This window comes from Methylobacterium sp. FW306-05-D (assembly GCF_058782155.1).
In genome coordinates this window covers 1-19,201 of the sequence record NZ_JBYSXL010000002.1, presented here as the reverse complement: position 1 = coordinate 19,201, position 19,201 = coordinate 1, and the positions used below count along the sequence as shown (strand labels likewise).

General features: G+C 65.0%; 17 protein-coding genes. 11 read left to right on the top strand and 6 right to left on the bottom strand.

The genetic code is table 11. From position 1 onward, the window contains the following. The first annotated feature begins 149 nt into the window (after positions 1-149). Positions 150-584: a GlcG/HbpS family heme-binding protein gene (locus AC3WLN_RS01225; RefSeq protein WP_492479046.1), complete on the top strand. Its 435-nt coding sequence runs from the start codon at positions 150-152 to the stop codon at positions 582-584. A gap of 107 nt (positions 585-691) precedes the next feature. Here the strand turns inward: AC3WLN_RS01225 and AC3WLN_RS01220 are convergent, their stop codons facing one another. Then, the gene (locus tag AC3WLN_RS01220; RefSeq protein ID WP_492479045.1) at positions 692-1,576 is read right to left on the bottom strand and encodes an outer membrane protein; all 885 of its coding nucleotides are present in this window, start codon (positions 1,574-1,576) and stop codon (positions 692-694) included. A 232-nt stretch (positions 1,577-1,808) separates the two neighbouring features. Here AC3WLN_RS01220 and AC3WLN_RS01215 point away from each other — a divergent pair, with 232 nt between their 5' ends. Next, a complete protein-coding gene (locus AC3WLN_RS01215; protein ID WP_056189372.1) occupies positions 1,809-1,988 on the top strand; it encodes a hypothetical protein in 180 nt (59 codons plus the stop codon). 131 nt (positions 1,989-2,119) lie between these two features. After that, positions 2,120-2,338 carry a hypothetical protein gene (locus tag AC3WLN_RS01210; RefSeq protein WP_492479044.1) on the top strand — a complete coding sequence of 73 codons (219 nt, stop codon included), beginning with the start codon at positions 2,120-2,122 and terminating at the stop codon, positions 2,336-2,338. Between the two features lie 120 nt (positions 2,339-2,458). Here the strand turns inward: AC3WLN_RS01210 and AC3WLN_RS01205 are convergent, their stop codons facing one another. Then, the gene (locus tag AC3WLN_RS01205) at positions 2,459-3,217 is read right to left on the bottom strand and encodes a competence/damage-inducible protein A (RefSeq protein WP_492479043.1); all 759 of its coding nucleotides are present in this window, start codon (positions 3,215-3,217) and stop codon (positions 2,459-2,461) included. 71 nt (positions 3,218-3,288) lie between these two features. Further along, positions 3,289-5,559, bottom strand: a complete 2,271-nt coding sequence (locus AC3WLN_RS01200; RefSeq protein ID WP_492479042.1) for a lytic transglycosylase domain-containing protein — start codon at positions 5,557-5,559, stop codon at positions 3,289-3,291. A 187-nt stretch (positions 5,560-5,746) separates the two neighbouring features. Here AC3WLN_RS01200 and dapA point away from each other — a divergent pair, with 187 nt between their 5' ends. Together dapA and smpB are read left to right on the top strand one after the other, a co-directional pair. Then, positions 5,747-6,646, top strand: coding sequence for a 4-hydroxy-tetrahydrodipicolinate synthase (gene dapA, locus AC3WLN_RS01195; protein WP_492479040.1), 900 nt, complete (start codon positions 5,747-5,749; stop codon positions 6,644-6,646). Positions 6,647-6,728: 82 nt separating this feature from the next. Continuing rightward, the gene (gene smpB, locus AC3WLN_RS01190; protein WP_055957959.1) at positions 6,729-7,202 is read left to right on the top strand and encodes an SsrA-binding protein SmpB; all 474 of its coding nucleotides are present in this window, start codon (positions 6,729-6,731) and stop codon (positions 7,200-7,202) included. A 314-nt stretch (positions 7,203-7,516) separates the two neighbouring features. On the opposite strand, the gene AC3WLN_RS01185 is transcribed toward smpB, so the two are convergent. The 3 genes from AC3WLN_RS01185 to rpoZ all read right to left on the bottom strand — a co-directional run bounded on the left by AC3WLN_RS01185 (position 7,517) and on the right by rpoZ (position 11,440). Next, entirely contained in the window at positions 7,517-8,191 is a 675-nt protein-coding gene (locus tag AC3WLN_RS01185; RefSeq protein ID WP_492479039.1) for a LabA-like NYN domain-containing protein, read from the bottom strand. Between the two features lie 413 nt (positions 8,192-8,604). Next, positions 8,605-10,848 carry a RelA/SpoT family protein gene (locus AC3WLN_RS01180; protein WP_492479038.1) on the bottom strand — a complete coding sequence of 748 codons (2,244 nt, stop codon included), beginning with the start codon at positions 10,846-10,848 and terminating at the stop codon, positions 8,605-8,607. Between the two features lie 181 nt (positions 10,849-11,029). Beyond that, positions 11,030-11,440, bottom strand: a complete 411-nt coding sequence (gene rpoZ, locus AC3WLN_RS01175) for a DNA-directed RNA polymerase subunit omega (RefSeq protein ID WP_463769530.1) — start codon at positions 11,438-11,440, stop codon at positions 11,030-11,032. Between the two features lie 528 nt (positions 11,441-11,968). On the opposite strand from rpoZ, the gene fabD reads away from it, so the two are divergent. From fabD to mltG, 6 genes are all read left to right on the top strand, one after another. After that, complete coding sequence (fabD, locus tag AC3WLN_RS01170) at positions 11,969-12,910, top strand: ACP S-malonyltransferase (protein ID WP_492479037.1); 942 nt, start codon at positions 11,969-11,971, stop codon at positions 12,908-12,910. Positions 12,911-12,925: 15 nt separating this feature from the next. Then, a complete protein-coding gene (gene fabG, locus AC3WLN_RS01165; RefSeq protein ID WP_492479036.1) occupies positions 12,926-13,666 on the top strand; it encodes a 3-oxoacyl-[acyl-carrier-protein] reductase in 741 nt (246 codons plus the stop codon). 385 nt (positions 13,667-14,051) lie between these two features. After that, positions 14,052-14,288 carry an acyl carrier protein gene (locus tag AC3WLN_RS01160; protein ID WP_018044468.1) on the top strand — a complete coding sequence of 79 codons (237 nt, stop codon included), beginning with the start codon at positions 14,052-14,054 and terminating at the stop codon, positions 14,286-14,288. Between the two features lie 88 nt (positions 14,289-14,376). After that, on the top strand, positions 14,377-15,636 hold the full coding sequence (gene fabF / locus AC3WLN_RS01155; RefSeq protein ID WP_492479034.1) for a beta-ketoacyl-ACP synthase II: 1,260 nt from the start codon (positions 14,377-14,379) through the stop codon (positions 15,634-15,636). Positions 15,637-15,698: 62 nt separating this feature from the next. Further along, the gene (locus AC3WLN_RS01150; protein ID WP_492479032.1) at positions 15,699-17,495 is read left to right on the top strand and encodes a GmrSD restriction endonuclease domain-containing protein; all 1,797 of its coding nucleotides are present in this window, start codon (positions 15,699-15,701) and stop codon (positions 17,493-17,495) included. Between the two features lie 248 nt (positions 17,496-17,743). Further along, the gene (mltG, locus tag AC3WLN_RS01145; protein ID WP_492479031.1) at positions 17,744-19,105 is read left to right on the top strand and encodes an endolytic transglycosylase MltG; all 1,362 of its coding nucleotides are present in this window, start codon (positions 17,744-17,746) and stop codon (positions 19,103-19,105) included. The last annotated feature ends 96 nt before the right edge of the window (positions 19,106-19,201 follow it).

The following is a 19,201-nucleotide window of genomic DNA, read 5'->3' as shown; positions in this document are numbered from 1 at the left end:
CCGTCGTTCCGATCACGCGGCACCAAAGACGGCGGTCATCCGTTTGAGGATGGCGCCCGGTGGGCTCCAGTGTCGGAAAACCATCAGATCAAGCTGGCTGGCTTTCGCCGTATACAAAGCCCTCACACGGTATTCAGGGAGATCCCATCATGCATGTGACCATCGAAGACGCGCACAAGGCCATCGAGGCCGCCCGTGCCAAGGCCGTGGAGCTCGGCACGCAGATGTGCATCGCCGTCGTGGATTCCGGCGGTAACCTGAAGGCTTTCTACCGGATGGACGGGGCCTGGGTCGGCTCCATCGACATCTCGCACAAGAAGGCCAAGACCTCGGTGTTCTTCGGCATGATGACGGGGCAGATCGGCCAGCTCTCGCAGCCCGGCGGCCCGCTCTACGGCATCGAGCATTCCAATGACGGCCTCATCACCTTCCCGGGCGGCATCCCGATTGTGGACAAGGACGGCGAGATGTCCGGCGCCATCGGCGTCAGCGGCTCGACGGTGGAGAACGACCACGCGGTTGCGCTCGCCGGCGCCAGCTGCATCGGCGCGACCGAGTTGCCGGCGCATCCCTGGCGGACCTGAGCCACGCGCATCCCGGTACCGAACGAAAGAAAGCCCCGCTCTCGCGAGCGGGGCTTTTTCCGTGAAGGCCCGAGGGCGGCGACCTTGAAAGGCCGCCGAACCGAACCTTACAGGGTGCCGAACTTGTAGTTGAAGCCGGCCTTGATCAGGTTGCCCTCGGTGTTGAAACGCGAGGTGTACGAGCCGGTCGCAGGGGTGAGGCCAGTCGTGTTCACGAGAACGTTGCGGCTGCCGAGGTCGTAGCGCAGGTACTCGGCCTTCAGCGTGATGGCGCTGGCACCGAGAAGTCCGCCAATGAAGTTGAACCGGTTCAAGAAGCTGTCGGTGGGGATCGCGTACTCAATGCCACCGCCGTAGACGTAGCCCGTCTCCATGCCCTTGAAGCGGCCGAGATAAGCGAGCTGGTTGGCGCCATTGAAGAAGTCGGCCTGATACTTGACTTCACCGTAGGCGAAGCCGCCGGTTCCATAGACCAGGAACCGGTCGAAGGCGTAGCCGAGGCGGCCCTGCACGGTGCCGAGGTAGTTCAGACGGTTCCGGAAGCTGCTCGGGTCCGGAATGAAGTTGTTGGCGGCGAGGGCCGGACCGAAGTAATCGCGGCGCTTGCCGATATCCGTCCAGGTCACATCAGCCTCGGCGCCGACGACGAATCCGGAGCCGGGCGTGAACTGATAGTTGTAGCCGATGCCGCCGCCGATGTTGCCGATGCCGTCCTGCTCAGCCTTGAAGCTGGCAGGGCGACGGCCCAACGCAACGTTGCCTTGCGTGTTGGTGATGCCACCGGCGCCGTTGTTGTTGCCGACCGTGCGAATGGTCTGGTTGTCGCTGAAGGTGTAGGAGCTGTGCGTGCCCAGGTAGAAGCCGGTCCAGGTGAAGACCGGCACCGGCACGAAGACCGGCGGCGGCGCCTGACGGCGCGGAAGGTCGGCGGCGTGGGCCGCGCCGAGGGCGACAAGCGAAGCGACGCCGGCCAGGAAGAATTTTGTGATCATCGGGGTGTTGTGTCCCAGGGTCAAAGAATTGCCCTCAAGCTACCCGCCGTTGTCCGCCCACACTATGCCCCGCAAGACACACCCCTCCCGGAAGCGTCACGCGGCGTACCGAATTTCGTCGGAGCGCAGGTCCGCCGCCTATCGGGTAGTGCGGTGCGAAGATCGACAACGGCCGGTTAAGCACGTCACGCTATCGAGACTGGGCAAACCTCCAGCCGTGACGGGAGCGCCGATGACAAGGGACCAACTCGCCGCCGAACTGAAGCGCATCGCGACCGATCAGGTCAGCGACATCGAGCGCGCGGTCAAGGATGGGCACAAGACGATTGCCCTGAACGAAATCGCAGACCTCAACCGTAACTTGAAAGCTCTCGCCGCGGCCGTGAAGGGCAAGGGACTCGTTCGGGCCTGATATCGTTTCCGGCACATCTTCGTGTGCCGGTACCATCGCTGTCACGCGATCGGGGAAAAGCTCCGTAACCCGGTTGACCATTTCAGCCTGTCGGCCACATGTTCCTGATATGTTCTCGATCAGGATCGCCGATGCAGCCCCGTCCCATCCCAGCGCCCGCCTGGACCGCGCCGGCGGAGACCATCGCTGCCGCCTACCTGGAAGAGGCCGGCGGTGATGCGATCCTGGCGCTGCACCGCGCGGTGGCCGATGCCCTGACGGACCTGTGCGAGGCAGAACGACGGACCCTGCGCCGGGACCGCCTCATCTCGCACGGCTACGTTCGGGGTCGGCCGGACCGAGACGATTAAAGTCGGCTCATAACCCGACCTCCGCCGCGACCAGCCGGGAGATCGGCATCCCACCGGAACAGCCTTGCCGAAGGGCTTGCCGACGAGCGTCCGCCGGAAAGGACGACCCGTCGGGGTGGTTCACGCAGGCGTGCCGCCGCGCAATCCGTCGAGGAGCGTATCGATATCCGCTCGGGCGGCGGCCAGTGCCGTTGCGTCGCGGCCGCGCACGACGATGCGATTGGCAATACCGTTCGGAGTCATCGACGGATAGGAACCGATCGATACCGTGGCGTGAGCCTTTGCGATGGTGGCGAGGCCGCCCGCATAGGTGCCCTCGGGCAGGTTGCCGGCCTCGATCGTCTCCGACAGGACCTTGGCGCCCGTCACCAGGGTCGGCCCGACATTGTCGAGCATGGCCTGCATGATCCCCGGCACGCCAGCCATGACGATGACGTTGCCGATGCGGAAGCCCGGCGCCTTGGAGATCGGGTTCGCGATGAGGTCGGCCCCCGCCGGGATGCGCGCCATGCGAAGCCGCGCCTCGTTCAGGTCCTCGGGTTTGTGGCGCTCCAGCAGCATCGCCTTCGCGCGCGGATCGACGTCGATCGACACGCCGAAGGCGGCGGCGATGCAGTCGGCGGTGATGTCGTCGTGGGTCGGGCCGATTCCGCCGGTGGTGAAGAGGTAGGTGTAGGCGGCGCGCAGCGCGTTGACGGCGGCGACGATGCGGTCGGCCTCGTCGGGTACGATGCGCACCTCCTTCAGGTCGATACCGATGGCGGAGCAGTAATCGGCGATCGTGCCGATATTCTTGTCCTTGGTCCGTCCGGACAGGATTTCATCCCCGATGACCAGGACGGCGGCGGTGATGGCGGCGGCTTCGGGATTTTCGGGCACGGCGGATCCGGGGCAGGGGGGGGAATAGCCCCCGCCAAGTAGCGCGGCCGGAACCGCCTGACCACGCGCTCTCAGCGGGCGCCGCGCTGGAGGTCGCCATCGATGAGGAGGGCGCTTTTGCCATCCAGGCGGTTTCGGTAGACCTGCAGGTTCTCCATCACCCGCTGAACGTAGTTGCGGGTCTCGGTGAAGGGGATGCGCTCGACCCAATCGATCGGATCGACCCCGACCTTGCGCGGATCGCCGTAGGCATCGATCCATTTCTTCACGTTGCCGCCACCGGCATTATAGGAGGCGAAGGCGAGGATGTACGAGCCGCGCCAATCCTCCATGAGTTCGCCGAGATGGGCCTGTCCGAGCCGGGCATTGTAGGCGGGGTCGCTGGTCAGGCGGTCCTGGTCGAAGCTCGCGCTCACCCGCCGCGCCGTGCGCTGGGCGGTGGCCGGCATCATCTGCATCAATCCGCGGGCGCCGACGCTGGATTGGGCCTGCGGGTCGAACTGACTCTCCTGCCGGGCGATGGCGAAGACCATGGCCTTCTCGACCAGGGGCACTGCTGAAGAGGCCTCGTAGTTCGGGATACCGATGGTCGGGTAGGCATGGGCGTCGAGGGGCAGACCGCGCTGGACGGCGATCTTGCCGATGGCCACCAGGGCGCGCGAATTTCGCACCTCGGAGGCGACGTTTCCGAGTGCTTCGAGCTCCGCCGCGTCGGTGAGGCGGTTCGCGGTGTCGATGTAGAGCGGTAGCGCCAGATCGCGGATTGCGGCGGCCTCCAGCATCTTCAGGGCCCGGACGTAGAGGCGCTGATCGAAGGCCGCCTGCTGGGCGGTGTCGAGGCCGGGGATGCTGCGCAGCGACAGGCTCGAGCGTCCGAGCTTCGTTCGCGCCAGCTGGCCGTAATAGGCGATGGGCTGGAGAGCGGCGCGTTCATAGAAGCCCTTGGCGGCATCGGCCTGACCCAGCGCTTCGGCGGCACGGCCCTGCCAGTAGGCGGTACGGGCGAGCGAAATCGGTGTCTCGGCGATCCGGGCGGCCTCCGCGAAGTGCTGCGCGGCCTTGGCGGCATCGTCCTGGAAGCGCAGCGCGATCCAGCCGGCGTGGAATTCGGCCTCGATCCGCTTCTCGACGGTGCGGGCGCAGGGTGCGCGCGCCACCGCGTAGGCCGCGCCCGGATCATTCGAATCGATCAGCTTACGGGCGACGATCCGGCGCTCGACCCACCACTCGTCGCCGTCGACCAGCACTTCGGGGTTCGAAGGCGCGGTGGCGAGCAACGCGGCGGCTTCCGCGAACTTGTCGTTCCGGCGCAGGTACTGCGCCCGCGACAGGATGTAGGAGGAATCGCTGCGCAGGGAAGGCGGCACGGCGTTGAGGGCCGCAGGCGCGGACGAGCTCTTATCCTCGACCGCCCGCCGCGCACGCACCAGCGTCGCGTAACTGCCGCCGGCCAGGCTCGCCGCCCGCCCGGCGGTGTCGTAATCCTCCTTCAGCAGCGCGCGCTCCATCCGATAGCGGTGGTCGATGCGGGACAGGACCGTCGGAAAGGCGTCCAGAACCTTCGTCTCGAGGTTCCGCCCGAAGGTCTCGGAGCGCCACAGGTCGCGCACCAGAGCGGCGGCGTCCTCGTCCAGGCCGTCGGCCTTGAAGGCGAGCGCCAGGGCGAACTTGCCCGGGGCGCTCGCCGGCCGCGAAGCGGCGAAGAAGGCCCGGACCGTCGCGGAGTTGCGGCGTTCGGTAAGCAAGGCCTCCTCGGCCCGGCGCCGGAGGAGGGGGCCCGCCGGCCAGTCGGGATTGCTGCGGGTGAAGGAAACGGTGCGCTCGAACCCGATGCCAGCGCCAGCCCGGATCGCGACCCATTCGAGGAGAGCGCGGGCGGCCGGATCCTTGAAGCCGTCCCGCAGTCGGTCGCCGTCGGTGACGCGCCCCTTGCGATAGGCATCGATCGCCTGGCGCAGGGCCGGCAGGTCGACATCGGGGGCCACCTGCGCCGCGCGGCTCAGGTCGGGTACCTCCGGAACGGGCGCCGCCGGGGAAAGGGTCGCGTCGGGCATCGGGAAGGCGATGCCCGCCTCGGGATCGGCGGAAGCGTAGGCTTTGGCAGCGGCTGGCAGACCCTGGCTCGGAGCGGCTTCCGGCGTCTTCGCCTCGATCTTTAAGGCATCCGCCGCAATCGGATCGGCGACCTTGGCTTCGGGCAGGGCTGCGGAGGGGGCGACCGCATCGCTGGCCGGGCGCAGGCTCGGTGCGTCCCCCTCCAGGCCGGAGGGAGCTGCGAGGGCGCCGGCCGAAACCAGGCTCAAGGCCAGCATCAGGGCTGCGCGTTGCGTCGAGAACACCATGGTTCTTCCAGTCCCATCACCGTGGACAGACCTTCAAGCTCACCCGAAGGGCATTAAGAAGGCATTAACCCCATGAAAGCAGCGTTTGCGCCGGTGCAGGCGAGGGCCTATGTCTGCCCGTCCGCGCGAAGCGGTGCCGCTGCCGGACAACCGGCGCACGACGAGACCGACGGCTGGGAACGCCAGGATGACCGAGACCTCCACACGACGCCTCAGGGGCGCGATGTCCGCCCTCGTGACTCCGTTCAAGGACGGTGCCTTCGACGAGGCGGCCTTCCGCAAATTCGTCAACTGGCAGATCGGACAGGGCATCCACGGACTCGTTCCCACCGGCACCACCGGCGAGAGCCCGACCCTGAGCCACGCCGAGCACGACCGCGTGGTCGAGATCTGCATCGAGGAAGCCGCCGGCCGGGTGCCCGTGATCGCCGGCGCCGGCTCCAATTCCACCGCCGAGGCGGTGGAGCGCGCCCGACATGCCGAGAAGGCGGGAGCGGACGCCGTGCTCGTCGTCACGCCGTATTACAACAAGCCGACCCAGGCCGGCCTCTACGCGCATTTCAAGGCCGTGAACGACGCCATCGGCATTCCGATCATCCTCTACAACATTCCAGGGCGCTCCATCGTCGACATGAGCGTCGAGACGATGGCGCGCCTTTACGAGCTGAAGAACATCGCCGGCGTGAAGGACGCCACGGCTAAGCTCGACCGGGTGAGCCTGCAACGCCAGGCCATGGGCGAAGACTTCATCCAGCTTTCGGGCGAAGATGCGACCGCGCTCGGCTTCAACGCCCATGGCGGCCAAGGCTGCATCTCGGTGGTGTCGAACGTCGCGCCACGGCTCTGTGCCGACCTTCAGGAGGCAACCCTCGGCGGTGACTACGCCAAGGCGCTCCAGATCCAGGACCGGCTGATGCCCCTCCATGCCAGCATGTTCGTTGAGCCGAATCCGTCGCCGGTGAAATACGCCCTCGCGCGCCTCGGCCTGATGACCGACGAGGTGCGCCTGCCGCTCCTCACGGTGAGCGCCGAGACAAAGGCCCTGGTCGACGCCGCCCTGCGCCACGCGGGCCTGCTCGACGCCTGAGCCCGACTGGCAAAGCCGCCCGCGCAGAACCATATCCCTCGGCCCGGTCGCGATGGCGCGACCGGCCTGACCCGACGTTGTGATGGCTCCCAAACCTGAATCGAACCGCCGCGTCGTCGCCGACAACCGCGCCGCCCGCTACCACTATGAAATCACCGATACGCTGGAGGCCGGGCTCGCCCTGACGGGGACCGAGGTCAAATCCCTGCGCAAGGGCAAGGCGACCATCGGAGAGGCCTATGCCGGTCCGTCCGGCACCGACCTGATGCTGTTCAACGCCTATATCCCGGAATACGTCGAGGCGAACCGCTTCAACCACGAGACCAAGCGCCCGCGCCGATTGCTGCTCCATCGCAAGCAGATCAACAAGCTGATCGGTGCCACCCAGCGCGAGGGGTTCACGGTCGTGCCTCTGAAAATCTACTTCAACGAGCGCGGACGGGCCAAGATCGAGCTCGGGCTCGGCCGGGGCAAGAAGCTGCACGACAAGCGCGAAGCCTCGAAGGAACGTGACTGGCAGCGCGACCGCGCCCGCATCATGCGCGACAAGGGTTGATGTCGGGAACTGGACAGGGATTGGGGCTGCGCCCTGGTCGCCGCACCGGGATCAGACGTTCCGCGGCGGCGCGGTCGCCATCCAGGTCCGCCAGCGGGCTGATCAGACCATTATCGCCAATTCGTGGACGGTCCCGCGGCAGGACGAGTTCGTGCCTGTCGGAGGCTCAAATCCCGAAATGTACCCCTGAGTCACAGGGACGGGCCGCGGGTGTCGAAATCACCCGAGTCGTCGACCATCAGGGTGTTGCCCGGGCTATGCGATGGCCCGGGCAACCGATTTACGTACGAGACTCATTCGCATCCCACGACCGACTATGAGCCGACCGGCTCGTCGTCCTGGCGGATGCCGTAACGGCTTTCGAGGGCCGGGCTCGGGCGCGCCGAACGTTCCGGCGTCTCGCCGCGAGAACGGGTTCCGGTATCCCCGTTGTTCCGGTTGTCCGGACCGCGCGAGGCACGTTCGCCGGGATCGCGACCGATCCGCGAGATCAGGTGCGCCAGATCCACGAACTCGTCCGCCTGGCGGCGCAGGTCGTCCGCGATCATCGCGGGCTGGGTCTGGATCGTGCTGACGACGGTGACCCGGACACCGCGGCGCTGCATCGCCTCCACGAGGGAGCGGAAATCGCCATCGCCGGAGAACAGAACCATGTGATCGATATGGGCAGCGAGCTCGAGCGCATCGATCGCGAGCTCGATGTCCATGTTGCCCTTCACCTTGCGTCGACCCATCGAGTCGACGAATTCCTTAGCAGGCTTGGTGACGACTCGGAATCCATTATAGTCGAGCCAGTCGATCAGCGGGCGGATGGAGGAATATTCCTGATCCTCGACGATCGCCGTGTAATAGAAGGCTCGAAGAAGCGAGTCTCTCGACTGAAACTCTCGCAGAAGTCGCCGGTAATCGATGTCGAAGCCGAGGGCCTTGGTTGCTGCGTAGAGATTGGCGCCATCGATAAACAAGGCGCTGCGCTGTTGGGCGCTCATGCGTTGATCCACTTAAGAGGAAGAATGAAAAACGAATATTCTCAGAAATAAATACAGGGCTTATTGAGTATTTCTCCGGTCAATTCGCATCCTCTTCGCAGGCTCGCGAAAGCCGCGCGAAACAAGAACGGTCGGAGAAAGCGCTCATCGACAATGTGTCGACAGAAAAACCTTCTGTTTATTTAATGCCGGGATCGATAAAAAGTCAAATTTTGCCGGATAGGGGAAATATGAGGCAGCAATCGTCCCCTCGAAGGGAAATATACAACCGAAAAATCGTATCACTTTCCCTCATGCGCGCTGCGGATGTAGCGACCGGACACGGTGGATGACCAGTGTATGACGTCGGACGGCTTGGCTGATGGGAGACCGTCGTCAAGCCGGCGCCGGGTGCGCGGACGTGGCGAACGTGCCTACCCGTTCACCCGCTCGACCTTGTTCACCGTCCGCTTGCCGCGAAGTTCGGAGACGATGGCGTTCAGATGCTTCAGGTCCCAGACCGAGAGGTCGATGACGATCTGTGTGAAATCCTGCGTCTTCCGCTTCATCGAGACATTGTCGATGTTGCCGTCATGATCCGCGATGACCTGGGCGATCTGAGCGAGAACGCCGGGCTCATTGATCGATTGCAGGGCGAGGCGTGCCGGAAAGCGTTCGCTGGTCCCGGCCTCCACGTCCCAACGGACGTCGAGCCAGCGATCGGGCTCGTTGTCGAAGGCCGCCAGGGCTGCCGACTGTATCGGGTAGATCGTGACGCCGACCCCGGGGGTCAGGATGCCGACGATCCGGTCGCCGGGCACCGCACCGCCATCGGGGGCGAAGCTCACCGGCAGGTCGCTGTCGAGCCCACGGATCGGAATGCCGTCCGAGCGACCATGCTCCGCGCCCCGCCCGTCCGGGAAGGTCAGACGCATGGTCTGGTCCTTGGCGAGGCTGAGGCGACCGGCGCCGTCCGTGGAGGCCGGCTGTGGAAGAGGCGCCGGGGCAGTGCGGCGCTCGTCCTTGTGATCCGGATAGACCGCCCGCACCACGTCGCCGGAGAACATCTCGCCGCGTCCGACAGCAGCGAAGACGTCTTCGGTGCTCTGGCGGGCGAGGCGCGGCAGGGCACCGCGCAGCTTGTCCTCGGAGAAGCTCTTGGCCGCCCGCTCGAAGGCCCGGTCGAGAATCTGCCGCCCGAGGCCGGCGTATTGCCGCCGCACGGCCGAGCGCGTCGCCCGACGGATCGCGGAGCGCGCCTTGCCGGTCACCACCAGGGATTCCCAAGCCGCCGGCGGCGATGCGCCGTCCGAGCGGGCGATCTCGACCTCGTCGCCGTTGACGAGTTCGTGCAGCAGCGGCGCCATGCGGCCGTTGATCTTGGCGCCCACCGCCGTATTCCCGACATCGGTATGGACGGCGTAGGCGAAGTCGATCGGGGTCGCGCCGCGGGGGAGGGCGATCAGGCGACCCTTCGGCGTGAAACAGAACACCTGATCCTGAAAGAGCTCGAGCTTCGTGTGCTCCAGAAATTCCTCGGGGCTGTCGCCCTCGGCCAGCAGTTCGATGGTGCGGCGCAGCCACTGGTAGGCGCCGCTTTCCGTTGCGAGGCGGGGATGCCCGCCGCCGATCTCGTCCTTCCCGCCGCTTTCCTTGTAGTGAGCATGGGCCGCGATGCCGTACTCGGCGATCTCGTCCATCGCGGCGGTGCGGATCTGCAACTCGACACGCTGGCTCTTGGGGCCGATCACGGTGGTGTGGATCGAACGATAGTCGTTCTGCTTCGGTGTCGAGATGTAGTCCTTGTAACGCCCAGGCACCATCGGCCAACTCGTGTGAACGACGCCGAGGGCGCTGTAGCAGTCGGCCAGGGTCTCGACCACGACCCGGAAGCCGAAGATGTCCGACAATTGTTCGAAGGCGACCGACTTGCGCTCCATCTTGGCCGAGATCGAGTAGGGCCGCTTCTGCCGGCCTGTGACGACGGCCTTGATGCCCTGCGCCGCGAGCTTCGCCGTGAGGTCGTGCTCGATGCTCTCGACGAGGCGCTCGGACTTCGCCGAGAGGTCGGCGAGGCGCTGCGCGATGGTGGCGTAGATCTCCGGCTTCAGATTGCGGAGGGCCAGATCCTCCAGTTCCTCGCGCAGCTCCTGCATGCCCATGCGACCGGCGAGCGGCGCGTAGATGTCGAGGGTCTCCTCGGCGATGCGCTCGCGCTTGTCCGCCCGCATGTGGTGGAGAGTCCGCATGTTGTGCAGGCGGTCGGCGAGCTTGACGAGGAGCACGCGGACGTCGGCCGCCACCGCCAGGAGCAGCTTGCGGAAATTCTCACCCTGCGCCGCGCGCTTCGAGACGAGGTCGAGGCGCTTCAGCTTGGTCAGGCCATCCACCAGGGCGCCGATTTCCGGGCTGAAGAGTTCGCGAATTTCGTCGAGGGTGGCGGCCGTATCCTCCACGGTGTCGTGCAGAACTGCCGCCACGATGGTCGCATCGTCGAGACGGAGATCGGTGAGGATGCCGGCGACTTCGAGCGGATGGGCAAAGAACGGATCGCCCGAGGCACGCTTCTGCGTGCCGTGGGCGCGCATGGCGTAGACGTAGGCGCGGTTGAGCAGGGCCTCGTTCGCGGCGGGGTTGTAGCGCTTCACCCGCTCGACAAGTTCGTATTGGCGCATCATCCGCCGGTAGACCCTTTCACGCGTCGCGAATCCGATACCGAACCCGCTGCCTCGATGTGTCCCGCATCGCACGCGGGCACGCCAGCCCCACGGCGTCGCATGGGCGGTGAATCCGGCCCCGGAAACGAAAAAACCCGGCGCTGGGGCCGGGTTCTTCCAGGATTGTCGCGATGGCGAAGGCTTATTCGCCTTCGTCGTCCGTCTCGGTCGGGGGGGCGAGGTTCTCGAGACCGCGCAGGAGATCTTCCTCGCTCATGCGGTCGAACTGAACCGCGCTGTCGTCGCTCGACGAAGGCGGGGCGACGGCGGCGGCGGCGGGAGAACTCGACAGCAGCGGCACGGTCTCGGCCTCGGGCTCGTCGACCTCGACGTACTTCTGCATCGAGTGGATGAGCTGTTCCTTGAGGTCGTCCGCGGTGATCGTCTCGTCGCCGATCTCGCGCAGGGCGCAGACGGGGTTCTTGTCGCGGTCGCGGTCGATCGTCAGGGGAGCGCCGGCAGCGAGCAGGCGGGCGCGGTGGCTGGCCAGCAGAACCAGCTCGAAGCGGTTCTCGACCTTGTCGATGCAGTCTTCAACGGTGACGCGAGCCATGGCGGACGGCTCCTTCCTCGGACGGAATTTCTGGGCTGAGCCCGCTCCATACACCCCTTGACGCTGCGCAACAAGCGCTGCAGCGGCTCCATCCCGTTGCCCACGTTCGACGATCCCTCGGCATTCGGCGGCCAGGCTCCCGCATAACGCCCCAGCGACGCGCCATTGCGGCTGGCTGTAGGCCCGAAGCGCCGCGAAAGTCTTGCGCGGCGAGCCGATCGTGCCCGCGGTGCTGTCCCAGCGCGACAAGCCGGGCGACGTCACCGAGAATTGCGTGCGGGCCAACGTCGACCGGGTGGTGGAGCGCCTGCGCAGCGCGTCCGAGCCGTCGCTGCTCGACCCGCTGAAGGCGGGTGAGCTGCGGATCGTCGGGGCCTCCTACCGCCTGGATCCGGCACGGTCGACATCTTCAACGAGGGATGAAAGCGCTCCGCCTCGCTGCGGTGCCATGTTGACACAGGTGGCGGGCGGTGCGACTGCGCCGCCCTTCCAGCCTGGGGAACCCCGGCCCGACGACGAGGACACCACATGGCGCGCGCTTGCATCTTCCCCGGCCAGGGCAGCCAGGCCGTCGGCATGGGGCGGGCGCTGGCCGAGCACTTCCACCAGGCCCGCGACGTGTTCGCGGAGGTCGACGAGGCCCTGGGCCAGCCGCTCTCGCGCCTGATGTTCGAGGGGCCGGTGGAGGAACTCACCCTCACCGCCAATGCCCAGCCCGCCCTGATGGCGGCGAGCCTCGCGACCCTGCGGGTGCTGGAGGCCGAGCGCGGCCTCGACCTGAAGCGCGACGTCGCCTGCGTCGCCGGCCATTCCCTGGGCGAATATACGGCGCTGGCGGCCGCCGGCACCTTCTCGATCGCGGATGCCGCCCGGCTGCTGCGCATCCGCGGCACCGCCATGCAGGACGCGGTGGCGCCCGGTGCCGGCGCCATGGCGGCGCTGATCGGGGCCGAGGCCGAGGCCGCGCGGACGATCGCAGCGGAGGCCGCCGAGGGCGCGGTCTGCGAGGTCGCCAACGACAATGGCGGCGGCCAGGTGGTGCTCTCCGGCGACCGGGCGGCGGTCGAGCGGGCGGTCGCCCTGGCGCAGGCGCGAGGGATCAAGCGCGCGGTGATGCTCAACGTTTCGGCCCCGTTCCACTGCTCGCTGATGGCACCGGCGGCCGCTCGTATGCAGAGAGCACTCGTCGAGGTCACGATGCACAGCCCCGTCGTCCCGGTCTACGCCAACGTGCTGGCCGCGCCCCTCACTGATCCGGCCGCGATCCGCGAGGCGCTGGTCGACCAGGTGACCGGGACCGTGCGCTGGCGCGAATGCGTCGCCGCCATGGCCGCCGCCGGAATCGACCAGTTCAGCGAGATCGGCACCGGCAAGGTGCTCACCGGACTCGTCAAGCGAATTGCGCCGGGCGCCGCGGCGAGCGCGGTCGGCACCCCCGACGACATCGCCTCCTTTCCCGCCTTCGGCTGAACCACAGGAAAGCCCATGTTCGACCTGACCGGCCGCAAGGCCCTCGTCACCGGCGCCACCGGCGGCCTCGGCGGCGCCATCGCGCGGGGCCTGCACGCGCGAGGGGCGACCCTAGCCGTCTCGGGCACCCGCCAGGGGGCCCTGGAGGCCTTCGCGGCGGAGCTCGGGGGCGAGCGGGTCCACGTCGTGCCGGGCGACCTCTCCGACAAGGCCTCGGTGGAGGCCCTGGTGCCGGCGGCGGAGGCCGCGCTCGGCGGCCTCGACATCCTGGTCAACAACGCCGGTATCACCCGCGACAACCTCGTGCTGCGCATGAAGGACGACGAGTGGGACGCGGTGATCGCCGTCAACCTCTCGGCGGCCTTCCGCCTGTCGCGGGCCGCCGTGAAGGGCATGATGAAGCGCCGCCACGGCCGCATCGTGAACATCGGCTCGGTGGTGGGCGCCACCGGCAACCCGGGCCAGGTGAACTACGCCGCCGCCAAGGCCGGCCTCGTGGGCATGACCAAGGCGCTGGCCGCGGAGGTCGCCACCCGCAACCTCACGGTCAACTGCATCGCGCCGGGCTTCATCACTTCGCCGATGACCGATGCCCTGAACGACAAGCAGCGCGAGGGCATCCTCGGGCGCGTCCCCATGGGCCGCCTCGGCACCGGCGCCGACATCGCGGCGGCCGCGATCTACCTCGCCTCCGACGAGGCCGCCTACGTCACCGGCCAGACCCTCCACGTGAACGGCGGCATGGCGATGTACTGAGGCGCGGGCGCCGCGGTTTCGCTGCGGATTCGTTGCGGCGCACTGATCGAAAAACAGGCGATTGGCTCGAAAAGGCCACACCGATGAACGGGTTGTGAACAGCCTCTCGCCAGCGTCGGAACCCTGTGTTAACACCCCGGCTGCCGTGCGAGGGGGGTGCCGATTCAGCGTGTTGCGGAGGTTTGAAAAACGTGGGTCACTGACTGGACAAGTCCGGTGACTTGCCCGAAACGCGCGATCGAACACACCGGCCGCTCAATCCGAACAGTCGATCCCGGGGACGGGACGGCGGCCACGGCACCTTCACCGACCTTCCACCAGCAAGACTCTTCACCCACAAGATCCTTGCACCATCACGACCTTGAAGAGCTAAGGACCAAGACCGATGAGCGATATCGCTGAGCGCGTGAAGAAGATCGTTGTCGAGCACCTCGGCGTTGAGCCGGAGAAGGTGGTCGAGGGCGCGAACTTCATCGATGATCTCGGCGCCGACAGCCTCGACACCGTCGAGCTCGTGATGGCGTTCGAGGAAGAGTTCAACGTCGAGATCCCGGACGACGCCGCCGAGACCATCCAGACGGTCGGCGACGCGGTGAAGTTCCTCGAGAAGAACTCCGCTTAAACGTCACGGGTCGCGCACCAGCGGGGTCCGTTGAAACGGACCCCGCGCGCCATTCGTTGTGATGACAGGACCGGTTCGGGATAGCGCGATGCGTCGGGTAGTGGTGACGGGCTTGGGGATGGTGACGCCGCTGGCCAGCGGGGTCGAAGCCACCTGGAGCCGGTTGATCGCCGGCGAGTCGGCGGCCAAGGTCGTGACGGCGTTCCCCGTCGACGACCTCGCCTGCCGCATCGCGTGTTCCGTGCCCTTCGGCGACGGCACGGACGGCAGCTTCGATCCCGACGCCTTCATGGAGGCCAAGGAGCAGCGCAAGGTCGATCCGTTCATCGTCTACGCGATGGCGGCCGCCGGCGAGGCCCTGAACGACGCCGACTGGCACCCGACGAGCTACGAGGACCAGTGCGCCACCGGCGTCATGGTCGGCTCCGGCATCGGCGGCATCGGCGGCATCTACGACGCCTCGGTGACCCTGCACGACAAGGGCCCGCGCCGGATCTCCCCCTTCTTCATTCCCGGCCGCATAATCAACCTGGCCTCCGGCCAGATCTCGATCGCGCACGGCCTGAAGGGCCCGAACCACGCGGTGGTGACGGCCTGCTCGACGGGCGCGCACGCCATCGGCGACGCGGCCCGGCTGATCCAGTTCGGCGATGCCGACGTCATGGTGGCGGGCGGCGCCGAATCGCCGGTTAACCGCCTGGCGCTCGCGGGCTTCGCCGCCTGCCGCGCCCTCTCCACGGGCTTCAACGACGACCCGACCAAGGCCTCGCGTCCCTACGACCGCGACCGCGACGGCTTCGTGATGGGCGAGGGTGCCGGTGTCGTCGTGCTCGAGGAGTACGAGCACGCCAAGGCCCGCGGCGCCCGGATCTACGCCGAGGTGATCGGCTACGGCCTCACCGGCGACGCCTACCACATCACCTCGCCGGCCCCGGACGGCGACGGCGCCTTCCGCTGCATGAGCGCCGCCGTGAAGCGCGCCGGCATTGAGGCCAGCGACCTCGACTACATCAACGCCCACGGCACCTCGACGCCCATGGGCGACGAGCTGGAGCTGAAGGCCGTGGAGCGCCTGCTGGGCGTCCACGCCGCGAAGGCCTCGATGTCCTCCACCAAGTCCTCCATCGGCCACCTCCTCGGCGCCGCCGGCTCCGTGGAGGCGATCTTCTCGATCCTGACCATCCGCGACGGCATCCTCCCGCCGACCCTCAACCTCGACAATCCCTCCGTCGAGACCGCGATCGACCTCGTGCCGCACGAGGCCAAGCGCAAGCGGGTGGATACGGTGCTGTCGAATTCTTTTGGGTTTGGCGGGACGAATGCGAGCTTGGTGATGCGGCGGGTCTAGCGGCCAGCGCGAACAATGAATTTCCGAAGTGAATTTTATTATTCTATTGCTCGGGTAGTATTATGTCGCTCTTTCACCGTGGGCAAATTGATCTTACTGTAAAGGGCGAAACGATTGAGCGAATATACTCCGGTTTTTGCGCGAAAAAGTATATTGTAAATCGCCGATATCAACGCAAACTAGTCTGGACCCTCGAAGAGAAAAGAAATTTTATCGACTCCGTCGCAAGCAATTTTCCTGTTCCTATAATTCTGTTGGCTGACCCTAAGGTTCAAGGTCACGATCAAGTTGAAATTATCGATGGAATGCAGCGAATGAACGCTGTTATTTCGTTCATCGAAAATGAATTTAATTGGAACGATGCTTATTTTGACTTGAATGCTTTAGCGGTCACTAAGTCTCTATTGGATGACGGCCAGCTGAAACAAAAAACTCCGATTTTGGATCGGAAAATCTGTGTTCAAATAGCATCCTATCAATTGCCTCTTTCAATATTTGAGTCGGCCGAACGAGACAATATTGAAGAAGTATTCCGACGGATTAACTCGGGCGGACGTAAATTGTCCCGTCAGGAACTTCGCATCGCTGGAGCAACTGGAGATTTTGCAAACTCCGTGCGAAAGATCTCAACGCTGATCAGAAGCGATACTTCTGACAGTGATCTAGTATTTCTAAATAATATGAAAGATATTAGTATTACCTCACGAGATCTCGATTACGGGATTGATATAGAGTCCGTTTTCTGGGTGAAGCACGGAATATTGACGAAAGATCAGGTGCGCGAAAGCAGAGATGAAGAAATTGTTGCAGACATGATGGCGTTTATGGTGGCTGATACGGCACCGCCGTCCCGCAGCGAGTATCTCGATGCAATATTTGGTTTCAAGGACGCCGGCAGTTCGGCTGATGCTTTTGTAGAGAACGAAGACAACGTCCGTAAATACAATGCTGATGTCTTAACTCAGCACTTCCATACGGTACTCGACGAACTCAGGCTCACTTTAGAAAGTAGCAACAAGACCCTGGGAGAAGTCCTCTTCAAGAAGAAACCGACCCGAGCACCGCGATACTTACAAGTCGTATTCCTCGCGTTATTTGATCAAATCGTTCGCAGACGCAAACGCCTCACGGATCGAGTCAAGCTTCTTAGCGCTCTGAATGGGATTGGAGAGAAAATCAACATTCCCGAAGGCGGCAGTTGGGGAGCTAATGATCGAGCGGACGAAGTTAAAAGAACGTCCGCAACGATTGCGAAAGCGTTCTCTAAGACTGATGAGCCCGATCCTGCGCGTGCAAACTGGATCAGCAAACTTGAAAATATTCTTACGCAATCGCTTACCGAACAAGCTGCATACGATTTTAAGCAGGGCTTTCTTCGTTTAGACGGTTCATCAAAATTTGACGAAGAAAGCCTGGAAAAGGTAATTCAAACTGCTGTAGGCATCGCAAATATTGGCGAAAAAAAGCGAGGATACATTATAATCGGCGTAGCTGACACAAAGACGGACTCCGATCGAGTCAATCAGCTATACAAAATCAAACCAATAGAGCATCGCTATTTTTACATTACAGGTATTGAACACGAGGCAAAAGCTTTAGGCATAGATATTGATACATATTTTAGAAAAATAGTCTCTGCTTTCAAGTCTAGGATCGAAGGAAATCTATCTAACTATATCTTAAGCAACATGAAACTGATCAATTATTACGAAAAAGTTCTTCTTATCATCGAAGTCGAGGGTCAAAACGATCCAGTCGATCTTGATGGGACTTATTATCTACGGAATGGAAGTTCATTGAGTACTGTAAAATCGAAGGATTTGATAGCTTTTATCAGAAATTATCCTCGGATTAATTAAATAGCAAAGGGCCATATCATTGCTAAAAACTGTTTAGCGCAAAAGCTTCATGTGGAAGAATCGTAGCTGTTCCTTGGATTCAATGCCGATCAGCAATCGCGGCCACATGAGCTGCTTTCGCCACAAAACCCACCAAGTTCGCGCGCCAAGCTGCCCGTCCCGTGCGCCCCCCTCGACTCGGGCGCACGGACTCCCCTAAAAAATCCGGCGGCGGCCGGGCGGGGACCTGAGGCCCGAACAGGATGTCCATGTTCTTCCGCAAACGCCCAGATCCGGCGCCGACACCGGCGCCCTCCGACGAGCCGGCCCTGCCCAACCGCCTGTCGCCGCGAAGCCCCAGCGAGGCGATCAAGCCCACCGCCGCGCCGCCGCCGCCCAACCGTCCGGTCCGTGAGCGCGGCGGGCTGCTCGCCCGCATCTCCGGCCTGCTCACCGCCTCCGTGGTGCTGGCCATCGCCGTGATGATCGGCGTGACCCTGTTCGAGCGCCAGACCAAGGAGCCGGGGCCGCTGCCCGCCGACAAGGTCGTGGTCATCCCGCCCCGCAGCGGCACCACCGAGATCGCCGAGGCGCTCGCCCGCGAGGGCGTCATCACCCACACCGCCCTGTTCGAGTGGGCCGCCCGCTTCTCGGGCAAGGCGCTGAAGGCCGGCGAGTACACGTTCAAGGCCCATGCCAGCATCGGCGAGGCCATCGACACCCTGGCCTCCGGCCGGCAGGTGCAGCACGCCATCACCTTCCCGGAGGGGCTGACCTCCGAGCAGATCGTGATGCGCCTCAACGACAACGATGTGCTCACCGGCGACGTCAACGAGATCCCGCCCGAGGGCTCGCTCCTGCCCGACACCTACAAGTTCGAGCGCGGCGCCACCCGCCAGCAGATCGTCAACCTGATGCGCGCCAAGCAGCGCGAGGTGCTGAACCAGATCTGGCTGCGGCGCTCGGCCGAGATCCCGGTGAAGACGCCGGCCGAGATGGTGACGCTGGCCTCCATCGTGGAGAAGGAGACCGGCCGGGCCGACGAGCGGCCCCGCGTCGCCGGGGTGTTCGTCAACCGCCTCAACAAGCGCATGAAGCTGCAATCGGACCCGACCATCGTGTACGGGCTGGTGGGCGGGCGCGGCACCCTCGGGCGCGGCATCCAGCGGGCCGAGATCGACCGGGCCACCCCCTACAACACCTACGTGATCGAGGGCCTGCCCCCGGGCCCCATCGCCAATCCGGGCCGCGCGGCCCTGGAGGCGGTGGCTAACCCCTCGCGCACCAAGGACCTGTTCTTCGTGGCCGACGGCACCGGCGGCCACGCCTTCGCCGAGACGCTGGAGGGCCATTCCCGCAACGTCGCCCGCTGGCGCCAGGTCGAGCGCGCCCGCCAGACGCCGACGCCGGACGCGGCGGTCGACAAGGCCGACCCGCCGGGCGCCCCCACCGTCCCCGGCACCGCCTCGGCCTACGCCCCCGAGGGCACCAACATGGCCGCGACCCCGGAGGGCGGCGCCAACCGGCCGAAGGCCTTCGACGCCTCGGAGGGCACGCGTCTCGACCCCCTGCGCAACCGCACCTTCGACCTGAACTCGCCCAAGACCGTGCCGGTGCTGAAGCAGCCGTAGCGTCCGCCCAGGCAACCGGATGACCCACCCCGTCATCCCGGGGCCGCGCAGCGGAGCCCGGGACCCGGAACCGCAGGGGGTGCAAGGCCTTGCACC